We start from the raw sequence: 21,491 nt of genomic DNA, 5'->3' as shown, positions 1-21,491 counted from the left end.
CATTTATGCTAGTATTCCTCTTTAACTATTAATGTACTCATTGATAGTTAAAGATAGATAGATGTTCACATTGCATTAAAAGGATATAGGGCTGAGGCGAATCAGCTCTGCAACTCGAGTTAAGGACAACGTATGAAGCGATATAAATATAATCAAGGTTTAACACTTGCAGAATTATTAATTTGCCTATCAATAGTCGCACTGTTAATAGGCGTTGGAATTCCAAGTTTCTCTAGCATTCAAGCCAGAATGCAAAGTTATGTACTCACATCAACACTAGCGAGATCCCTTGCTGCAGCCAGAGATTTCGCGTTGTCTAGCAATAGCACCGTCACGTTGTGTGGTATCAATCAGCAACAAGAATGCGTCGCTAATGATTTCAAAGAAATCAGTATTTTTATAGATCGTGATAAAAATGCAGCAATCACAGATAACGAACATATATTTCTTATTTCATCTCTAGATTACTCTGGACAGCTCAACTTAAGAGCAGCACTAAGGAGGCACTACATCCGCTTCAAAAAAGAAGGCAGTGCCGAACAAGCAGGGAGTTTTATTTATTGCCACGCCAAATACCACACAGCATCTTCAAGAATTACTGTGAGTATGTCGGGCAGATCTTATATTGGGAGAGATTTAGATGGAGATGGTATCGTCGATATGACATCAGGGTCGCCAATTTCGTGCTAAATCTACGTCAAACCGGCAAACCCGGCAAAGCGCCAAGGCTACCGGGTTTGTGAAAGATAAATGCTACCAGCAGATCGCGGTTGTATCTGTACCGCCCGCTCCCTCTGATCTTCGGCGCCCTAGATTATCGATAGTAAAAGATTGACATTGATCATCGCCACTTTGCACACCTTGAGCAGTCGCTGTCACGGTAAAACAACTCTCCGGTGCTGCAGCATTACAGCTAGCACCGCCTACATTAAACGCCGTAGCTAACTGGTAATAACCTTCTTTACTAACAGCGCCACCAATATCAGCTATGACATCTGTATATTGGTTACGCTGAATATACCAGCGCTCTTGCAGAGCCGCTGCCTGCAACAGTGAATCTTTAGCATCTGTGCGTCGAGACTTTTCTAGAGAAGCTTGGTAGCTGGGATAACCTATAGCAGCAACAATAGCGATGATCGCAACCACTATCATGAGCTCAATCAAGTTAAAACCTCGTTGAGCCGAATCGTATTTATTTTGTGTTTTTCGCATAGTACTCACTATCTAGTTAACGGGAAGCTCACGCCAGCCACGACGGCCTGCAGGTAAGCCCTGACATGCAATCTGGGTTTTATTTATATCAGCAGTGGATGACTGAGTGATTACCTGATATCCCTGACAAGGGCCAGCAGGGCCATCCTTTTTCTGTGGCTGAATGACTTCTGGTGCAGAGGGAGGGCCATCCCCCAGTGTGATGCCTTGTAACACTCGTGCTACCGGGGGATCACCGGCTTCAAGTGCTGGAATTCTATCGGTAGGATCAATATCAACAGGTGCAAAAGGTGCAGGAATACCGGCACCAAGGTGAGGTGCAAATAGAAAACCTTCTCCTTCTGAGTCACAAAACTCTCCGGTAGCGTTATAGGTAGTAATAATTAACGATGTACCCGCCAAAGCCGATTGCGTTGTATTGCGCATAAGATCGCCAGAACCGGGAGTATGACGAGCAGCGCCAGGAGACCTAAACTCAAATTGCCAACCACCATGATCAGCAACAAAATCCAATACATCTTGGAAAATAGCAACAGCTTCGGATGCGCCACCAGCTGATAAAGTTACTGTTGAACCACCATCACCGAACACCTGGCCGTCTTCAAAAACATCCACGCCAGTGGTATCTACAAGATCGTTACTGTTAACCGTAACATCCAAACGCGGATTACCATTCGCATCTTTAGGCTCTTTAATGCCGAAATAGTATTGCGTCTGCCTAGAAACATTATCTTGAGGAACAAAGAAACGTCCGGTACCTGCGAACACCCAAAAATCCCCTTCTTCATCTCTAAATGTGCGGGGTGTAGCACTAAATGCACGGTTTGTATCATTATAGAGGTTCGAAAAATTCAGAGAGATATTAGAGCCCGATGCCGATGCAACACGACCACGTTTGAGCTTACCTGTAGGCACCGCAGGAGTACCACCAATAAGACCAAAATATAAAGCGTCATCTTGATAGTCGATGTCCCAATCTGCTGTTTCAAAGCCGCCGGTAAAGCTATTTATCTCAGGGCCAGCTCCGTCGGTTAACTCTATCTTCTGTAGTGGTGTACCTGAAGTTCTATTAACTAAATCAAATAAGTAGACCTTGGCGGACTTATTACTCACCGCCAAGTTTAGTGCAGACAGACGAGATGCTGGATCGTTACCCGCAGGGCCAGAGCCAAAAGCAAGATACCAGGCATTTTCGCCAGTACCAACATAGGAGCCACTAGCGCGGGGCTGACGATATTTAATAATGGTAGGCACAGCGGTCGAAAAGCCCAAATCCTCATCGGTAATTTCCGCCAAAAGTTCCGGCGGACTTTCTGGATCAGTAACATCCATGACAATGTATGCTGAGCGTGTGGTTATATCTGGTGTCGATGCATTATTATCGTGATCTATAGAGTAATCACCACCGCCAAAACGCATACTAGCCACAATAATGGTTCCCCAACCATCGGGGTGCACAGCGTCTGGTGTGAATATATTCACATCGTAAGATTTCACTGGCCCATCCACATAGTACACATGGGGATAATTAGGCGCAGTCAACCACTGTAAATGGGGTAAAAGGTTGTAAGGAATATAAGCCCATAGCTCAGAACCCAGAGGGTGTGGGGTTGTGCCAGCACCACCTGTAGTTTGGAAAGCAATATCACCACCAGGTGATACTTGAGGGTTAAAGAAGCCGGCATTAAATGCGTGCAACATACCGTCATTAGCACCCACATAAAGTACATTGCGCCGACCGGCATACTGGGCAATATAATTTGCATAGGTATCATCATTAAAGATTACATCGTATGCTTCACTTGGAGCTCCCACTACTGTAGGTGTTGAATTAACAATATCTCCAAGCAAATTCGCTTCACTGTTCAGTGTTCTCGAACGAGTACCCGGGATTCCCTCTTCACCTCGAATATAGTTAATAAGATTATCAATTTGGATTTGAGTGGCTGTATTACTGAGCCCCAGTAAGCGAGTGTCATTACCGGTATTTCCTGAAATACCGAAGTTACTGCTAACAAATGGATGGGCGCCATCAACCGTCGCCGTCGAACCGGGATTAGCATCGGCAAAAACAGGCCCTATGACCTGGCCATCACCGTCACGATCAAAGCTGGTAAAAATATAACGGCCATTACCAGCTGAACTACCATAAGAGGATCTATTGTCAGTATATGTTGCCAAGGACCTAAGTTGTTCCTGAGCAGACCAGATAGGTCGATAATCACTACTTGTGAGTGCAAATGGTGCACCATCATTTGTTCCGGTACTGCCATCACCATTAACAGTAATCGCCTGAACTAGAGTCTCACCAGCCGCTTCATCAAAATTGAGTTCCAGTATTCGATCAGAATTGGTTAAAATGCCGTCCTGATCTCCATCTTCACGAATACGGCCACGGTCATCCAAAAACAGACCATTAACCGTACCGAACCAGGTAATGGAATTACTATTGGAATCTTCTAAGCGAGGCGAGTATAACGCCTGATAGATCGCACCTTCACCGCTGCCGGTTTGTGCATTTACTGCCGCCGCACTACCTGATGATATACGTGAATTAAGATTGGCAAATATAGTGGTTAGTGCCTGCGGCAATCTCGCAGGATTTCGAACCGGGAAAAATGAATCCGGGATGCCATCACCTATCACATTGCCGCTACCATCCACTACCTCATTACCTTCAATATCCAGCCTATCCCATTCAGGGGTGGTGTCAGGTAAACCGTCATCATTAACATCTTCAAATGCGCCGTATTTTGCCGCGTACCATAGGGGGTTTTGCAATAGCTTGGGCCCAGAAGAAGAGCTGTCACCACTGAATACCCTAACATTTTCGCTCCATATCACACGATTATTTGCAAGCCCTGCAGTGTTAGCACCAGGGATTGCCCTTAATACACCATTGAAGTTGTAGTTACCATAGCGCAAGACTTCATTAACATAAGAGCCATCTTGGCCGTTACTACCACTCACTGTATAACCAAGACGCATAGCGAAAGAAGTCGCCGCGCCAGCAACAGACATCCGAATTTGAACCTGGCCAGGGGCGGCAGATTGCCATTGAGGTTGACGCTGATGAACACGATAGTTGTAAGATGAGCCCCTAGGCCTACGGTTGTGGTAGTTAGGGTTTTGATCATTATATCCAAGATCGGGACAAGCGTTACGAACAGTAGTCTGATTACCGGAGGCTACGCAATATTCAATCACTGCATAGGAATCCATATCGTAGTCGTTCCCCCAGGTAGAATCTTCCCAGGCAACAACAAAACGACCATAGTTGGCATTTTGCTCTACCACAGTTAAATCTACCAAACTACATTCCCCCCAGTCGTTATCACCAGGGGGAGGAGCCGCCGCCGGCCAAGGATGTGAACGACAAGTAGGTACAATAGTGATTGGATTTGCACTGCCTTGGGGTAGGTTAAAACTAGGCAAGGACTCAGCCAAGGCAACGGTATAAGTAGAAACGGTCTGATCGCCCTCGAGATCCGTACGCAAATCATTTTGATTAGCATATAACGCAGCACCGGCAATATTATAAGAGCCATTGAGTGAAGGCACCTCAGGGCAAGGGCCACTCACGCCACTAAAACGGCTGATACTCTTAGCATCACACTCATCTGCCGTACCACCACCACCAGGGCTTTGGCCAACAATATAAGTACCTGAATTCAAGCCCTCAGCAACTCCCACTCTATCCGTTTCTAATCTCATCCTAGCCGCACTAAAACCTGGCAAACTAGATGCGCTACCTAATTCATCACCATCAAAATTATTGAGACCTGTTGATAGAACAATAACAGAACATTGAGAGCAGGGAGCATCAGCATCATAGGGGTCAGCCCAAGTTGCTGTATTAAGTCCTGTCAAAACATCGGGATTATCTGCGCGGAATGCTGGTGTTGGACTTGCCGCACCGATATAACGTAATGCTTCTAAATAAATTTCACTCAGAGGGTTACCCCAGTCCTTACATTCCCTTTCAGAACTTCCTGATGTTAAAAATTCCAATTCGGAAATACCTGGGCGATTACAGTCTAAATAGGTTGTACTGTTGTACTCCCAACCCTGGATTCTTAACAAGTTAAGGGTTCGAATAATGCCTTCACTTGCGCCACTCTGATTAATAAAGATACCAGTTCGACTATCAATTTCTAGGTCACTTGGGTTAGCATCTAGCCCCCCCATAAAGGTCACGTTCTTTCTAAGTACACCACCATCTTCATTATTGGAGTAACTACCAGTCATCAAGCCAAATTTATAAGTACCTGTCTCACCATAAGTTTGCAGCAAACCGAAAGGTTTTTCGTTAACATCACCTGTTGATTGGTCTCGATACTCCTGACAGGCTTGATCATCCGTTGCATCGAATCCATCTACACATACTTCAACACGGACCACTAATTCAGAATCTCTAGGAATACCAGAGATAGAACCGAAAGGAGGCCTACGCGCTGAAAACTCGGCCCTTCCTCCTTCATCCTCATATTGGCATTGGTTTCTTTCACTGCCCGCCCAAGCAAATTCATTACCCACGGCAACTTTCAGTCTTGGAGGGGTAATATTCAAATTTATATCAGCGGAGAACGTAGGGCCGCCCGCTTGCGCATCGGTCACATTACAAAAGCTTAGCTCGCTCTGACCTCTAATAGGCGTGTAGTCAGAAATATCACCTGTAATATCGGTATTGCGAACCACTTTCACAAACGCGTGATTATCCGCAGGGATAAAAGCGCGTTGTAAAACAGTAGCTGAATTATTATCGATTAAGCGATAACCACCATAGAGCACTTTACGCACTACATCTATTCGTGTTGTGGTCAACCAGTTTAAGAAATTCCCACTCCATGCATTTGAACACTGGTGACTTCCGGCTCTTACCCGAGAAGTCGGGGAGAAACGTTGTCCTGGGCCGGAATAGCTATAGCAAAAATCTGAGTGGAAATAACCATAGTACTCAAAGTCATCTTTATAGGTTGTGTCAAGCACACCATCGCCATCCAGATCAGAATAATCATTGTAAGCTTTGTGCCACAACTGATTATCTCGAGACATCACCAACATCACCAAAGGTGTGGTTGAATCCACAACAGTAGGAGGCAAAATTGAATAATCCTCAGCCACCTGAGCATATGCAGGATTCATAACGCTAAAGCTCACGCTAAGTAATACTAAGCAAAAACAGCGTTCAATATATTGCTTTACATTCATGTCGATTTTCAATTGGTTAAAGTGAGAAAAAATAGCCATAGTGATTTACCATTAACTTAATGGAAATACATAATTAGATTGCAACATCACCGGAACACGGCGATCGTCGCCATCAAAAAATACTGTGATACGAAAGAGGACATCTGCATTGTTATTGTTATCTTTTGTCGCATCAAAAGGCGTGGCCTTGCCTCCGTTTGGAGGAGTTCCTTTACTAACAAAACAAAGAAATTCAACAATATATTTCACGCTATATGTTTCTTGAACAACACTGCCGTCTGCCCGTTCAATATCAACTGGGCCAATTTGAACTGTCCGATGCTGGGCCGCGTTATTCCATACATTTAGTCCTGAGTCGCGCCAAAAAACCCTACGTGAAACGCCGCTGGGCACAACTTCACAACCGTAACGCCTACGGTTTGGAATAACATTTTCTTCATAAATCCCCTGAAAACAAAGACCATTGGTACAGGTAGGGCTGAAACAAAGAGTTCGTGAACCACAGGTGTCTGTGTATAAATCTTCTTCTACCAAGCCGGAAGTTTTTTCCAACCAAGTTTCGGCTGCTCGTAAACCTGCATCAGCAATTGAAAATGCTTTATTTCGATCCAGTGTTGAAGCAATCATCTTCATTTCTAGACCAGAAGAATTCATATTAGCGACACCAATAATTGTTACTATCGCTAACATGACTAAAGCGATGATTAATGCCGCACCACTTTGTCGATGGGAGATATTAGGGCTACCCCTGCTTGACAGCAATTTTCTTTGCATTGCGATTGCTAAACCATCCATTAACGATTCCTCATACGTACTGTCGAGCTGGCGAGCTGACGTAAAAACCGGTCGTTGTAATTTTCACCATTCAATGTCACAGCCCGATTTTCATCAAATACTTCACTCTGGGAGCGAAAAATGAGATTCAAACGCACTGCAACTACGCTATCCCAATCAGACACGCTACTGGCATCATGAAATATGTTAACGATACCGTCTGTATTGGTATCTTCTCCGTAAAGTATTTCCATCTTTTCCACTCCTTGTGCAAGCTCCTCTGTACGAAAACCACTTTCAGATAGAACCCTTCTTTTTAAACTTTTCAAAGGCTCTACTCCTGCTCTGGGTGCAGGTACAACATTCGACACATCAATATAGTAAGCATTAGCAATATAAGGCATTAAAAAAGAACCATTAGCGTATTCCCCTCGGTCAGCAGTACCGGTATTAACACCTGTACAACGAGTGTCACCTCCTGTGACTTTAATTTCAGCTGAGCAATTACTACCAGCTCCATAATTGGCAGCGGTAGCATTGTCCGGGGAAGTGTTTTCAAAAATACCAATATGACGACAACTAGCATCGACAATCGCTACTTTTTCACCTTGCAGAAAATCGTGAGTATTCGCTCCAGGCAAATCAAAACTCTGACTACCTTTATTATGCGATCCAATCGGCACAGCACGATCAATATCTGCATAACGGAGGATAATGGCATCTGAGCCTACATCTGCTTGATCCAAAATCGTGGGGAAACCTGCGACACTGTTAGTCCCCTCGTAGCCTATGATGGGATCTTCGGAAAATAAATCAGTGATGCTGCCGCTAACGTTGACAAGATTAGCCACATGAGCATTATTTTTATCAGCGCAGCCAAAATTCCCTGCCGAACGAATATCTCGCGTTAACATCTCTAGTGCATAACGGACATTTTCTTGAATAAAGCTCACATCTTGCTCATCAGAAAATCTAGCGCGGCTCGACTGTATAACACTTACTACACCACCAAACACAACAATACTGATGAACATCGATACCAGAAGCTCAACAAGGGAAAGGCCACTTTGACAATTATTCCTCAACACAAATTTCATAGTTAAATGCCATTTACTACTGTTACGATATCTTGGATAGGCGTATTCGAATCATCGTAGCCGATATGAAAACGTACTTTAATAGTGACTCCCCTAACACCATCAGTATTAGGAGCAGTAATTTGCACTTCTCCTTGTCCGCCTGGTAAAGCACCTTCAATATTGCTTAACCATTGAGAAAGATTCCATTGCACAATTTGAGCTTGCTGCGCTTGCAGCTGAGGTATGGGCTGACCAGGTACAGGCACTCGCCTTACCCTACTGGGACATCCAGGTGGGGAAAGACCACAAGTCTCGGTAGGTATAGCATCACCAAAGTTTCTTTCATAATCGTCTAGTGCATCGATATATGGAGATGTCCTCATCGCTTCCATTAGATCATTGGCCAACACCGCAGCCTGAGAATAAAGGTAGGCATTTTGATTGAGTTGTACTGCACGTGATTGCATGGCTAATACGCCCAGTAAACCCACTGCTAAAATAAACAACGCTACTAACACTTCGATAAGCGACGAGCCTTGCTGATGTTTTATATTAATCATTAAGAGCAATCCAGATTTTGTGATACTACGGTTCCGGTATTATTTTCAAAAGAACTGTCATGAATGCCATCAGCATCTCGATCACGGCTTGGCATAACACGTCCCGAACGCTCAATTAATAACCCTCGGGCGAATGTTGCGTATCTCGCCTCATTGCGCTCGTCACAAATCGCCATTAAAGCTCGCTGTCGACTTGCAGAAAAACCGCGAAAATTCCAACTGTAAGAAGGCAAAGTAGACGCTGTGTTATCCGCATCCACAAAGCTAACTCTGCTATTTCCTGTCAGCAGTGCAACCTTTAACAGTTCTTCACCACTGGCAGCATCATAAGTGCCATTGCCGCCACTGGCACCGTTGCCATTGTCAACAAACACCAGCCAACCATCACTCCAATTTGCACCATTGCAAGTGGATGAATCTGAACTAGGACACATACTTACCGTTTTACCACGGCTAACCGCTTCGGAGCGCGCATAATTAAAAGCGCTTAAGTATTCACGTTGCAAGCCGAGTATTGTGTTTCCTTTAACTGAACTTTCCATAGAAGGTACAGCGATAGAAACTAGAATCGCTAAAATCACTAAAGTGATGAGCAACTCAATTAATGTAAATCCATGTTGATCGTTTATATTTTTCATAATTTTAACTGTAACAAGCGCCTTAGTTAAACATAATCAAAAAAGGATAAGCGGTATAAAAATGAGAACAGATGGGAGAGCAAAATAATAAAGCATGATGTAGTTCTCAAGTTAAAAAATGTCTAGATAAAAATATCTCAAAATTCATTAGGAAAAAATTCAAAGCGAGAACATGTAAACTAAACACACCATGATACAAGGCTTCCCTTCCGATTAATTAACAATACACTTCCAATAAGTACTAAGCGATTAGTACTAGATAAGTACTATATTAAACTAGGTACTAAACAAGTTAAATACCATATAAGTTACCAGAAAAAACAAAAACTATAATGCAAAAAAATCAACAGCGCACATAAACAAAATCTAGACAAAACATCAATACAAGCAAAGCTCATTCAAAAATACATCAGCGCTTAATATTCGGTAAGCATCGCAGATGTCATTTATGCCAAATTTAATGTTTCTACAAAATAATTTAAGTAGCCAATCACTTATTTAAGCCAAGCCGTCAACTATTAGATGTTTATCCACTAACGCCTATACAATAGAAAATCAATAATTTCGACAAACCCAAAACCGCTTTTAAAATACAATGATAATTAACTGACACTAATTATTATAAACATTTGAAAAATGAATTATGTGACACATTCACTATCCCCAAGATTGAAAAGCATGTACCGATATCGATATGTTCGATTTTTCGCATAATACAAAGAATCAATGATATTGGCTAAAAAGTCTATAACGCAATAACCATCAATTTAGTTATATAGACCACAATAAAATGGTGCAATTAAAGAAGTAAATTTTTTAAATAGCAAACATCAGATACTAGATCTCTGGCTCTATTTTCAAAAAATTAGCAAAGACAAAAACATTTAATACAAAAATAAACTCTTGATTTAAATCATCTATTTTTCTAAAGTTTAATTAACATATTAACTTTTTATAAAAAATAAAAATGTATAATTTTTCAAAAATAACTTCCATAAAAAAGCGACACGGAAAATTATCGCACTAGATATTTAAAACATAAAAAAGGCAAGTGATATTTATACAAGACACTACTAGAATATAATCCTTCTGATTTTTATCTTACAAAGAAAAATCTTCGCATAACTAATGACATATCACTTAAAATATACATTCTCGTCTTATCACCTAAGTAGCAAATGTATTGGTATACAATAAATAAAAGATTAACTTAAGGCTTATAACATAAGAGTAATCAACTTTGGGCCAAACTACTCTAACAATGGTCTTGTCAGCGTAGACTATTGAGACGAGGACGCTTCGCCGAAAATCTTCGGTAGGCAAGACGGGCTTTAAATAAAGTTATTCAAATGGCTATCTAATGACGATTATCTTAGCGGCTTAATTTTAAGAGACTCGCGCGCGGGTATCCATGCGTCACTATTAAACCAACATATACTGCCGTCGGGTTAATACTAAGCCTATCGACACTGATTACATCAATCCTATGTTATTCCCTAAAGCATGCTAGTTTAGCCATGAGAAGCGCGATTAAGTAAATCTAGGCAATGATTCCTAAGCTCAAGTTTTAAAGCTACCTACATCACTGGAAGCATATTAAGTAAGCAAGAATTAGTAATAACTCATGAACTTTAAGGAAGGCCAGAAATAGCCATCAGAGTACGGCTTATTTGAACAGCATAGGACAGAGATAAACAAACAAGAAGGAAGTGGGTAAATAGGCTCAACAATTGTTGCTAAGCCTATTAGAAGGTGATTAGTTCCAACATCTACCTGTATTAGTGGTTTCACCGGCAGTACCAGCACCGGCCCTAAATGATCTTTTCCGCCCCAAATTATCGATAGTTAAGCGTATACACTCCTCGTCATTCGCCTGCACACCTTGAGCAGTCGCAGTCAATGTAAAGCATCTCCTCTCGTCAGCTGCGCTACAATCGTTGGCACCATTAAAATTAAACGCAGTTGCTAATGTATAGTATCTTTCTTCTGAATCGGCACCACCAATATCTAGCATATTGTTGGTATATTGATTGCGCTGAAGATACCAACGCTCCTGCAGTGCTGCTGCACGCAACAAAGCTTCTCTGCCATCAGTGCGCCGGGATTTCTCTAACGAGTCTTGATAACTTGGATAGCCAATGGCAGCAATAATACTAATGATGGCTATCACGATTAATAGCTCAACTAAGTTAAAGCCCTGCTGAGTTAATTTACGCTGTTTCAATTTTTTAAACATGATACTCACTATAAATTAAAATCAATAGGAATTTCTCGCCAACCGCGTCGTCCGGCAGGCAAACCTTGGCAACCCAAGTTGGTCGAGCTAATTTCAGCAGTAGAGGATTGGCTAAATACTTGATAACCCTGGCAAGGATCATTACCACCACTGTTACCATCACTTTCACCAAATTGAGAAACCGTTGGATCAGAAGGAATCCCAACCCCTAAAGTAACACCTTGTAACACCCGATCAACGTTGACATTCGGATCTTCCAAAGAGGGCAAAAATGTTTGCGGGTCTGTACCTACAGGAGCAAAAGGTGCTGGCCTTCCAGCACCGAGGTGAGGAGTAAATAAAAAGCCCTCCCCTTCTGAGCTACAGAATTCTCCCGTTGCATTATAGGATGTAATCACCAAAGAGGTACCGGCTAAAGCCGCTTGGGTAGTATTGCGCATTAAGTTTCCTGAACCAGGTGTGTGGCGCAAAATGCCTGGCAACCTAAATTCAAACCGCCACCCATCATTTTCTGAAACAAAATCAAGTATGTCACTAAAGATTTCGATAGACCTTGATTGCCCCCCGCCAGATAAAGTCAGATCACTCAGACCAGGGCCACGAACCTGCCCGTCCTCAAATACATCGGCATCTGTCACGTCGACCAAGTCATTGTCAGGAATAGTCGCTGAGAGAGATGCAGAACCACCACTATTTTGGGGTTCTTTAATACCGTAATAATATTGCTGCTGAGTCGAGAGATTATCCTCTGCTACGAAGAACCGCCCGGTACCGGCAAATACCCAGTAATCATTGTTAACATCTCGCACAGTTCGGGGTTTAGCACTAAAAGCACGATTAGATTCGTTGTAAAGATCTCGAGAGAAATTGAAGGAAAGGTTATCTCCTGAAGCTGAGGTAACACGCCCGCGTTTTAGTTTACCTGTCGGAGCTGATGGCGTACCACCAACAAGTCCAAAATACACTGCGTCATCTCGATAGTCTAAGTCCCAATCGGCAACTTCAAACCCGCCAGTAAAGCTATTAGCTTCAGGGTTACTTGATAAATCGGTAAGTTCTATTTCAGGTTCTAATGTTCGATTCACTAAGTCGAACAAATACACTTTTGCCGACTTATTACTTACGGCAGAGTTAAGCGCAGATAAACGAGAAGAAGAATTAGTGCCGGCAGGCCCTGAGCCAAAAGCAAGGTACCATGCATTTTCAGTGGCACCAGAAAAAGAGCCGTTACTGCGAGCTCTGCGATACTTAACAATTGTCGGCTCAGATGTAGTAAAACCAAGATCTTCGTCAGTAATCTCAGCGATAAGCTCAGGTGGCCGCTCAGGATCCGTCACGTCCATAATAATATAGGCCGAGCGAGTTGTAATATCGGGAGTAGAAGCATCGTTATCGTGGTCTAGAGAATAATCTCCACCGCCAAAGCGCATGCTGGCAACAATAATCGTCCCCCAACCATCTGGATGCACATCATCGGGAGCAAAAATATTGACATCATAAGCTCTTACAGGGCCGTCCACGTAATAGACGTGAGGATAATTAGGTGCGGCCAACCATTGAAGATGCGGCAATACATTGTAGGGAATATAGGCCCACAGTTCACTTCCCAGAGGATGACCTGCACCATTGCCGCCAGCAGTCTCAAACCCTATGTTGCCACCAGAAGATGTTTCAGGATTAAAGAAACCTGCATTAAACGCATGCAACATACCATCGTTAGCCCCTACATACAGAACATTACGTCGATTCGCATACTGGTTAATATAATTTTGATAAGAGTCATCGTTGTATAGCAGAGCGTAGGGCTCTCGCGGAGCCCCCACGACCTCAGGGGTGGAATTAACAATATCACCTAACAAATTAGATTCGCCATTGAGTGTTCGTGAACGTGTTCCGGGAATGCCTTCTTCGCCGCGAATAAAATTCACCAGGTTTTCAACTTCTGCGTCAGTTGTAGAACCTTCAAAGCCGAGCAGCCTGTGATCATTCGCCGTATTACCGCTAAGTGCAAAGGTATCACTAACAAAAGGATGAGCACCATCAACTGCTGCCGTCGAACCAGGGTTAGTGTCATTGAACTCAGGCGAGATAACTAAACCATCATTATCACGATCAAAGGCAGTAAAAATATAGCGGCCACTAGATGCAGAGCTCTCATAAGAGCTCCTATTGTTGGTATAAGTAGCAAGAGACCTTAACATTTCTTGCGCAGACCAAATAGGATTATACTCATCGCTCGTTAATGTGAAGGGAGTACCTACAGGAGAACCCGTACTACCATCAGGTTGTACTTCAGTGGCTTGCACCATGGTCTCCCCAATCACAGGATCGAATTGAAATGTCAGTATACGATCGCCATTCTCTAGTATTCCATTCTGATTTAGGTCTTCTCGAATGCGACCGCGACTATCGATAAACAAAGCATTTACAGTACCAAACCAGGTCACAGCATCGATAGTTCCATTATCATTTCGGTTTTCTAGACGCGGAGAATAAAGCGCTTGATAAATAGCACCTTCACCGCTGCCAGTTTGTGCATTTACCGCTGCGGCACTACCTGATGATGTACGCGTGCTAATGTTTGCCAGTACCGATCTTAACGCCTGTGGCAAACTTGCAGGGTTACTGACCGGGAAAAATGAGTCAGGAATTCCGTCACCCACAATATTACCACTATTGTCTAGGGCCGGGTCGCCGTTAATATCTAATTTGTCCCATTCGGCAACAGGGCCGGGTAGCCCATCATCGTCAAAGTCATCAAAGGCACCATACTTGGCCGCATACCACAATGGATTTTCTAACAAACTAACACTGCTGGATGCGGCGCCGACTCGAAATGCCCGCGCACGCTGGCTCCAGATAACTCTATTATTTTGCGCTAAAGAAAAGTCTGAGCCAGGGATAGCAAAATTAAGAGAGTTAAAGTTATAGCCACCATAGCGAACAATTTCGTTTATGTAAGCACCGTCATCATCTCCAAAGGCACTTAACTGAGAACCATTAACGGTGTAACCAAAACGCATCGAGAAACCAGCAGACGCGGCAGGTACCGAAACACGAATTTGTATTACATCACTTCGATTTTGCCATCCAGGCTGATTTTCAAATCTGTCGTAATAAGCTCTTTGAAAAAAATTACCAGGAGCACCATTTGAAAAAAACGGATTGTCATCGTTATAACCCAAATCTGGACATGCACTTCCATCGGTACAGTATTCAATTACTGAATACGCATCTTGGTCATAGTCATTTCCCCAAGGTGAATCTTCCCAAGCAATAACAAAACGCCCATATTCTGGTGTCTGCCTAACAACAGTCAAATCCACAAGGCTGCACACTCGCCATGCAGATGCGGGACTGAACTCATTAGATGCACCATTGGAACTGGAATGACATGTAGGAACAATAGTAATAGCATTAGAACTGCCAGAAGGAATCCGAAAGCTCGGCAATGACTCGGCAAGGGCAACGGTATAGGTGGAAACATCTTGAGTACCATCTAGATCCGGACGCAGGTCATTTTGATGCGCAAAAAAAGACGCGCCAGCGATGTTGTAAGTACCATTTAAAGAAGGCAGTTCAGGGCACGGGCCACTAACACTGCTAAAGTTTGAAATAGACTTCGCATCACACACATCAACATTACCACCCGATGTACCGACGCCGACAATATGAGTACCACTTGTCACACCTTCGGCAACACCAACCCTATCTGTTTCTGCCCGCATATTAGCAGCGCTAAAGCCCGGCAAACTTGAAGCACTATTGAGTTGATCGCCATCGAAATTATTTAAGCCTGTGGATAACACAATAATAGAACACTGAGAACATGGAGCCGCAGGGTCAAAAGGATCTTGCCATGAAACCTGACCAAGCCCGGGTAAGATTCCGCTGTCATTTGCCTGAAAAGCTGTGGTAGGCGAAGCCGCACCGATATAGCGCAGTGCTTCTAAATAAATTTCTGAGAGGGGGTTACCCCAGTCGCGACATTGCCTTCCGCCATTAGTTGAATTAAGAAAATCATTTTGTGAAATACCCGGAGCATTACAGTCATCGTAGCGAGCATTTTGATGATTCCAACCTTGAATGCGTAAACGATTAAGAGTGTTAATAATACCTTCGTTACTAGTTGTTTGATTAACAAAAATACCTGTTTGACTATCTATTTCAATATCAGCCGGTGTAGCATCTTCACCACCTAAAAAAGAAATATTTTTCCTTAGTACGCCACCTTGGGAGTTGTTGGTATAGCTCCCTGTCATTAAACCAAATTTATAGGTGCCTGCTTCGCCATACGTTTGCAGCAAACCGAAAGGCTTCACATTTGTTACCGAACTGACTTCATCGGTATATTCTTGACAGGTGTTATTATGCATCGCATCAGCATCTTGGCCAGCAACACATACGTTAACACGTACATTAAGTTCACTATTGGAAGGTATACCTGAGATAGCACCAGAATTTGGACGTCGCGCAGAAAATGCGGCTGGGCCGCCTTCATCTTCATACTGGCACTGCCTGGTTTCACTACCAGCCCAAGCGAGTTCGTTACCAATAGCTACTTTAAGTTTTGGCGGATTAAACGCTACGTTTACATTTCTCGATAGGGAACTACCCGACACAACATCCGTGACATTACAAAAACTGAGAACATCGTTAGCCCCATCCCGTCCAGTAATGGGCGTATAGTCAGAAATAGTGCCATCTATATTACTATTAGCAACAATTTTAACAAAGGCATGGTTATCGGAAGGTACATAAGCACGTTGCAGAACGGTAGAAGAGTTTGTATCAGTAAGACGATAACCACCGTACAAAACCTTACGTACGACATCAATTCGTGTTGTGGTCATCCAATTTAGAAAATTTCCACTCCAGGCGCCTGAGCATTTATGGCTAGTTTGAGGTGGAGTAGGTGCAAGGTTTAATACTGTTCCTACAGGCGAAAACACGCCACTAGAATTTGAATACTGGTAGCAATAGTCGGCATGGAAATAACCGTAATATTCGAACCCATCATTATAGGTAGTATCTAAAATTCCATCACCATCTAGATCAGAATAATCGTTATAAGCTTTGTGCCACAGTTGGTTATCTCGCGACATAACCAACATCACAAGTGGCGTTGTCGAATCCACTACAGTAGGCGGTAACAGCGTATAATCATCAACCACCTGACTAGATGCCGGTGCCGTCACCAGCATACATGCCAAAGCCGTAATGGAGTAGAAACAATGCTTTAGCAGATGCTTTACTTTAGCTTTTGAAGTTAATTTTTTTTTCTTGAAATACATCTTCATAACGACTTACCATTAACTCAATGGAAACACATAATTCGACTGCAACATCACAGGTGCCCTACCACCATCGCCATCAAAAAATACGGTGATACGAAATAAGGCATCGCCGTTGTTATTGTTAGGCGTAGTTGCGTCGAAGGGAATTGGGCCACTACCTGAGGACGAATCACCTTTATCCACGAAGCAGAGAAATTCAACAATATACTTAACCGTATCAGTACCAACATTCACTGTTGCATGCCTACCAGTATCATTCCATACATCTGGGTTACGCCAAAAAGCGGTGCGCTGACTAGTGGAAGTACTAGGAAAAACTTCACAGCCAAAGCGTCTAAAGTTAGGAATAGCATTTTCGTTGTACACACCTTCAAAACAACGGCCTTCAGAACAATTCGCTGTAAAACAATTATTAACATTGGGATCACATGTATCTACGTAGAGATCTTTTTCTTTAATATTTGCAGAATTTGCTAACCAGCTTTCCGCTGCTCGCAACCCGGCATCAGCAATTGAAAATGCTTTATTGCGATCTAGCGTAGAAGCGATCATCTTCATCTCTAAACTGGCAGAGTTCATATTGGCAACACCGATAATTGTCATAACTGCCAACATCACTAATGCGACAATTAGCGCCGCCCCGTTTTGCTGATTTTTTTTCAGCTCAATATTTCTTAAAGAATATTTATAATTACTATCGGGTGATATGTGCATTAGCGATTCCTCATCTGCACTGTCGAGCTGGCAAGCTGACGTAAATAACGATCGTTATAATTTTGGCCATTTAAAGTAATCAGCTGATTGGTTTCAAACAGCTCGCGTTGCGAACGAAACACCAAATTAAAACGTACGGCAATGACATTATTCCAATCAGCTACGTCATCAGCATTACGGTATACATTGATAATACCATCGGGAGTTGCATCAGTATCTTCGCCGTAAAGCAACTCCATACTCTCCACTCCTTGAGCTAATTCTTCCGTGCGAAAACCACTGTCAGATAACACTCTTCTTTTTAAAGCAGGAATGCCAGGCATACCTGGTGGACTAGGTACAACATTGGAATCATCAATATAATAAGCGTTGGCAACATAGGGCATTAGAAAAGAGCCATTACGATAGCCTACTGGATCAACTACCCCACCGCCCGCTCCAGAACAGTTAATATCACCTCCCGCCACTTTGATATCAATTGAACAATTGCCGGGAGAACTGCCAGCCCCATAGTTAGCTGTAGCTGCATTGTTCGCAGAGGTATTTTCGAAAATACCAATATGGCGACAACTAATATCGACTATTGCTATTTTTTCGCCCTGCTCAAAATCGTGGGTATTTGCGCCGTGCAAATTAAAACTCTGACTACCGGTTGAGTGGGATTGAATGGACACCGAGCGATCACTATCAGCATAGCGCAAGATAATTGCATCTGACCCTACGTCAGCCTGATCTAAGATAGCAGGAAAGCCTGCGGTGCTGGCAGTTCCCTCATAACCTACGATTGAATCTTCGGAAAATAAGCCACTGATATTGCCGTCGACAAGATTAGCAACATGGGCATTATTTTTATCGGCACATCCAAAGTTACCTGCTGAACGAATATCTCGCGATAAAATTTCCACCGCGTAGCGAACATTTTCTTGAATAAAACTTGCTTCTTGTTCATTGGTTAAGGTACTGCGACTTGATTGAATAACGCTGACCACCCCCCCTAGCACTACGACGCTAATAAACATTGACACCAAAAGTTCAACCAAAGATAGACCGCGTTGGCGATTAAACATAGAAAACCTCATAACTACTGCCCACTCACCATAACAACTTCATCATTTATAGCTTGATTGGTTAATTCGTTATAGCCGATTTGAAAACGTACCCTGATAAAAATATCATTGCCAACACGCGCTATTTCTCCCTGACCACCAGGCAATAAGTTTTCAATATTGTTACGCCATTGGGACACATTCCATAAAGCAATATCACTTTCTGATGAACAACCTGCAGTAGCAGTTGCACACGCGGGAGAATTCGGCGAAGGATCGCCATAATTAATATTGTAAGTACCTAGAGATGTTGGCGAAGTTCGCATAGCTTCCATAACATCATTGGCCAACACTGCTGCTTGGGAATAAAGATAAGCATTTTGATTAAGCTGCACTGCACGTGATTGCATAGCTAAAACACCTAGCAAGCCCACTGCTAAAATAAACAAAGCCACGAGTACTTCGATAAGTGACGAGCCTTGTTGACGATCTTTCAAATTAATCATTAGGTGCAATCCAAATTTTGTGATGTCACATTACCGTTATTATCTTCAAAAGAGCTGTCATGAATGCCGTCGTTATCCGCATCACGACTCAACATAACTCGTCCTGAAAGCTCTATTAATAAACCGCGCGCGAGTCTTGCGTACCTCACCTCTCTGCTCTCATCGCACAACACCATCAACGCTCGTTGACGGTTAGCGGAAAAACCGCGAAAGTTCCAGCTATAAGAAGTTAAATCCGTAGCAGTATTATCAGCATCAACTAAACTCACTCTGCTAGAGCCTCGCCTTTGAGATACTTTCAATATCTCTTCAGTAGCTACGTCATAGTTACCGTCGTCATCATTGTCGACAAACACCAACCAACCTTCAGCCCAATTAGCAGTGCCACTACAAGTCTGAGTATCGGTACTTGCACACATACTGACGATTCTGCCGCGGCTAACAGCTTCAGATCGAGCGTAGTTGAAGGCACTGAGATATTCTCGTTGAAGTCCAATTACCGTATTACTTTTAACACTGTCTTGCATGGAAGGAGCAGCAATAGAAACTAGAACAGCCAAAATCATCAAAGTGATCATCAACTCAATTAAAGTAAAACCGTTTTGATCGTTTATCTTTTTCATGATTTTTACTTTAACAAGCAGATTCGATAAATATAATCAAAAAAGGATAACCGGTACAAAAGTTCGACAAGCGGGGCATCAAAAGACACAAAAATAATAAAATGTGATGAGCATCACAAGAAAAACGGGAGGGGTTGGGCGAAATGTTCGCCCAAATAAACTAGGAAAAGGTTATCGAAGCGCCTTGGGCAAAGAAAAGCTTATATTTTCTTCTCTACCCGAAAGTTCTTGCGGGTCATTAGCACCAAAGGATTTCAAACCTTGGATCACGTCTGCTACCAGTACTTCAGGCGCAGAAGCACCTGCAGTGATACCAATGGATTTTGCCGATGTGAACCAGTCTCTTTGCAATTCTTCTGGCCCATCGATAAGGTAAGACACGGCACCACAACGTTCAGCAAGCTCCCTTAATCTATTTGAATTTGAGCTATTGGGTGAACCGACAACCAAGACTAGATCACACTCCAGAGCTAATTGTTTCACTGCATCTTGGCGGTTTTGAGTCGCATAGCAAATATCGTCTTTACGCGGACCTTCAATCTTAGGGTATTTCTCTCGCAAACAGTCGATAACTTTTGCAGTATCGTCCATAGATAATGTGGTTTGGGTGACATAGGCCAACATAGACGCATTATTAACTACCAGACTCTCTACATCGCGCTCATTTTCTACCAGATAAATCGCACCGCCATTGCTATCGTCATATTGTCCCATAGTACCTTCAACTTCAGGATGACCATGATGTCCGATCAGAATACACTCGCGATTTTCTTTACTGTACTTGGCCACTTCAATATGTACTTTTGTTACCAGCGGGCAAGTAGCATCAAATACTTTTAAGCCGCGAGTATCAGCTTCCTTACGCACAGCTTGAGACACACCATGCGCACTAAAAATAACGATCACATCATCCGGCACATCGTTAAGTTCATCGACAAAAATCGCACCGCGTTCTTTTAGTGTCTGCACAACAAACTTGTTATGAACTACTTCGTGACGAACATAAATAGGTGCACCAAATACATCTAGCGCTCGATTAACAATATCAATCGCACGATCAACACCTGCACAAAAACCTCTAGGGTTAGCTAATTTAATTTCCATAGATTTATAAGTCAGTGAGTTGTTGTAGGTTTAATCCCGATAATTTGTGCATCAAAGATAATGGTTCTACCTGCCAGTGGATGATTAAAATCGACAGTGACTTGATCATCACCTATAGCAGCAACCACACCTGGCAATTCACCGCCTGCAGCATCAGCAAAAGACAATACCAAACCAACAGCCAACTCAATATCTTGATTAAAAGAATCGCGTTTAAAAATCTGAATATTTTGAGGGTTAGATTGACCAAAGCCTTTTTCTGGTTCGATAATGGCTTGTGTTCTAGCTCCTGCCTTCATACCTACTAGAGCTTGTTCAAAACCTGGCAACAAACTTCCATCACCAAAAGTAAAAGTGGCAGGTTCTTTATCAAAATTTGAGTCGACCATATCCCCACCTTCAATCTGCAGCGAAAAATGCAAGGTGATATCCATGCCTTCTCCAACGATCAAATCTTTCAATTACGCACTCCTATAATAATTCGCTAGGCA

The 21,491-nt window shown here is 42.9% G+C and carries 15 protein-coding genes; 1 reads left to right on the top strand and 14 read right to left on the bottom strand.

The window, feature by feature from the left end; genetic code table 11:
- The first annotated feature begins 132 nt into the window (after nt 1-132).
- Nucleotides 133-690 (top strand): GspH/FimT family pseudopilin, encoded by a 558-nt coding sequence (locus BVC89_RS10745; RefSeq protein ID WP_086931194.1) that lies wholly within the window; start codon nt 133-135, stop codon nt 688-690.
- A gap of 63 nt (nt 691-753) precedes the next feature.
- Here the strand turns inward: BVC89_RS10745 and BVC89_RS30560 are convergent, their stop codons facing one another.
- The 14 genes from BVC89_RS30560 to BVC89_RS10675 all read right to left on the bottom strand — a co-directional run bounded on the left by BVC89_RS30560 (nt 754) and on the right by BVC89_RS10675 (nt 21,461).
- A complete protein-coding gene (locus tag BVC89_RS30560) occupies nt 754-1,212 on the bottom strand; it encodes a type IV pilin protein (protein ID WP_086931193.1) in 459 nt (152 codons plus the stop codon).
- A gap of 12 nt (nt 1,213-1,224) precedes the next feature.
- Nucleotides 1,225-6,462: a pilus assembly protein gene (locus BVC89_RS10735; RefSeq protein WP_086931192.1), complete on the bottom strand. Its 5,238-nt coding sequence runs from the start codon at nt 6,460-6,462 to the stop codon at nt 1,225-1,227.
- Between the two features lie 12 nt (nt 6,463-6,474).
- The gene (locus BVC89_RS10730) at nt 6,475-7,218 is read right to left on the bottom strand and encodes a pilus assembly PilX family protein (RefSeq protein ID WP_086931191.1); all 744 of its coding nucleotides are present in this window, start codon (nt 7,216-7,218) and stop codon (nt 6,475-6,477) included.
- A complete protein-coding gene (locus tag BVC89_RS10725; protein WP_086931190.1) occupies nt 7,218-8,294 on the bottom strand; it encodes a PilW family protein in 1,077 nt (358 codons plus the stop codon). The genes BVC89_RS10730 and BVC89_RS10725 overlap by 1 nt, the downstream gene beginning before the upstream one ends.
- A gap of 2 nt (nt 8,295-8,296) precedes the next feature.
- Complete coding sequence (pilV, locus tag BVC89_RS10720) at nt 8,297-8,836, bottom strand: type IV pilus modification protein PilV (protein WP_086931189.1); 540 nt, start codon at nt 8,834-8,836, stop codon at nt 8,297-8,299.
- Nucleotides 8,836-9,474 (bottom strand): GspH/FimT family pseudopilin, encoded by a 639-nt coding sequence (locus tag BVC89_RS10715; protein WP_086934581.1) that lies wholly within the window; start codon nt 9,472-9,474, stop codon nt 8,836-8,838. The genes pilV (BVC89_RS10720) and BVC89_RS10715 overlap by 1 nt, the downstream gene beginning before the upstream one ends.
- Nucleotides 9,475-11,230: 1,756 nt before the next feature.
- The gene (locus BVC89_RS10710; protein WP_086931188.1) at nt 11,231-11,710 is read right to left on the bottom strand and encodes a type IV pilin protein; all 480 of its coding nucleotides are present in this window, start codon (nt 11,708-11,710) and stop codon (nt 11,231-11,233) included.
- Between the two features lie 8 nt (nt 11,711-11,718).
- Nucleotides 11,719-17,010 carry a pilus assembly protein gene (locus tag BVC89_RS10705; protein ID WP_086931187.1) on the bottom strand — a complete coding sequence of 1,764 codons (5,292 nt, stop codon included), beginning with the start codon at nt 17,008-17,010 and terminating at the stop codon, nt 11,719-11,721.
- A 12-nt stretch (nt 17,011-17,022) separates the two neighbouring features.
- Complete coding sequence (locus BVC89_RS10700; protein WP_086931186.1) at nt 17,023-17,721, bottom strand: pilus assembly PilX family protein; 699 nt, start codon at nt 17,719-17,721, stop codon at nt 17,023-17,025.
- The gene (locus tag BVC89_RS10695) at nt 17,721-18,788 is read right to left on the bottom strand and encodes a PilW family protein (protein WP_158657876.1); all 1,068 of its coding nucleotides are present in this window, start codon (nt 18,786-18,788) and stop codon (nt 17,721-17,723) included. The genes BVC89_RS10700 and BVC89_RS10695 overlap by 1 nt, the downstream gene beginning before the upstream one ends.
- Before the next feature lie 14 nt (nt 18,789-18,802).
- A complete protein-coding gene (gene pilV, locus BVC89_RS10690) occupies nt 18,803-19,273 on the bottom strand; it encodes a type IV pilus modification protein PilV (protein ID WP_086931185.1) in 471 nt (156 codons plus the stop codon).
- A complete protein-coding gene (locus BVC89_RS10685; protein WP_086934579.1) occupies nt 19,273-19,896 on the bottom strand; it encodes a GspH/FimT family pseudopilin in 624 nt (207 codons plus the stop codon). Before BVC89_RS10685 ends, pilV (BVC89_RS10690) begins: the two co-directional genes overlap by 1 nt.
- A 171-nt stretch (nt 19,897-20,067) precedes the next feature.
- Nucleotides 20,068-21,000, bottom strand: coding sequence for a 4-hydroxy-3-methylbut-2-enyl diphosphate reductase (ispH, locus tag BVC89_RS10680; RefSeq protein WP_086931184.1), 933 nt, complete (start codon nt 20,998-21,000; stop codon nt 20,068-20,070).
- Between the two features lie 11 nt (nt 21,001-21,011).
- Nucleotides 21,012-21,461 carry an FKBP-type peptidyl-prolyl cis-trans isomerase gene (locus BVC89_RS10675; RefSeq protein WP_173780728.1) on the bottom strand — a complete coding sequence of 150 codons (450 nt, stop codon included), beginning with the start codon at nt 21,459-21,461 and terminating at the stop codon, nt 21,012-21,014.
- Nucleotides 21,462-21,491: the final 30 nt, after the last annotated feature.

This window comes from Agarilytica rhodophyticola, from assembly GCF_002157225.2.
In the GTDB taxonomy this organism is placed as follows: Bacteria; Pseudomonadota; Gammaproteobacteria; order Pseudomonadales; family Cellvibrionaceae; genus Agarilytica; species Agarilytica rhodophyticola.
The sequence above is the reverse complement of the archived record's forward strand: the minus strand, read 5'-3'. Positions and strand labels throughout refer to the sequence as shown.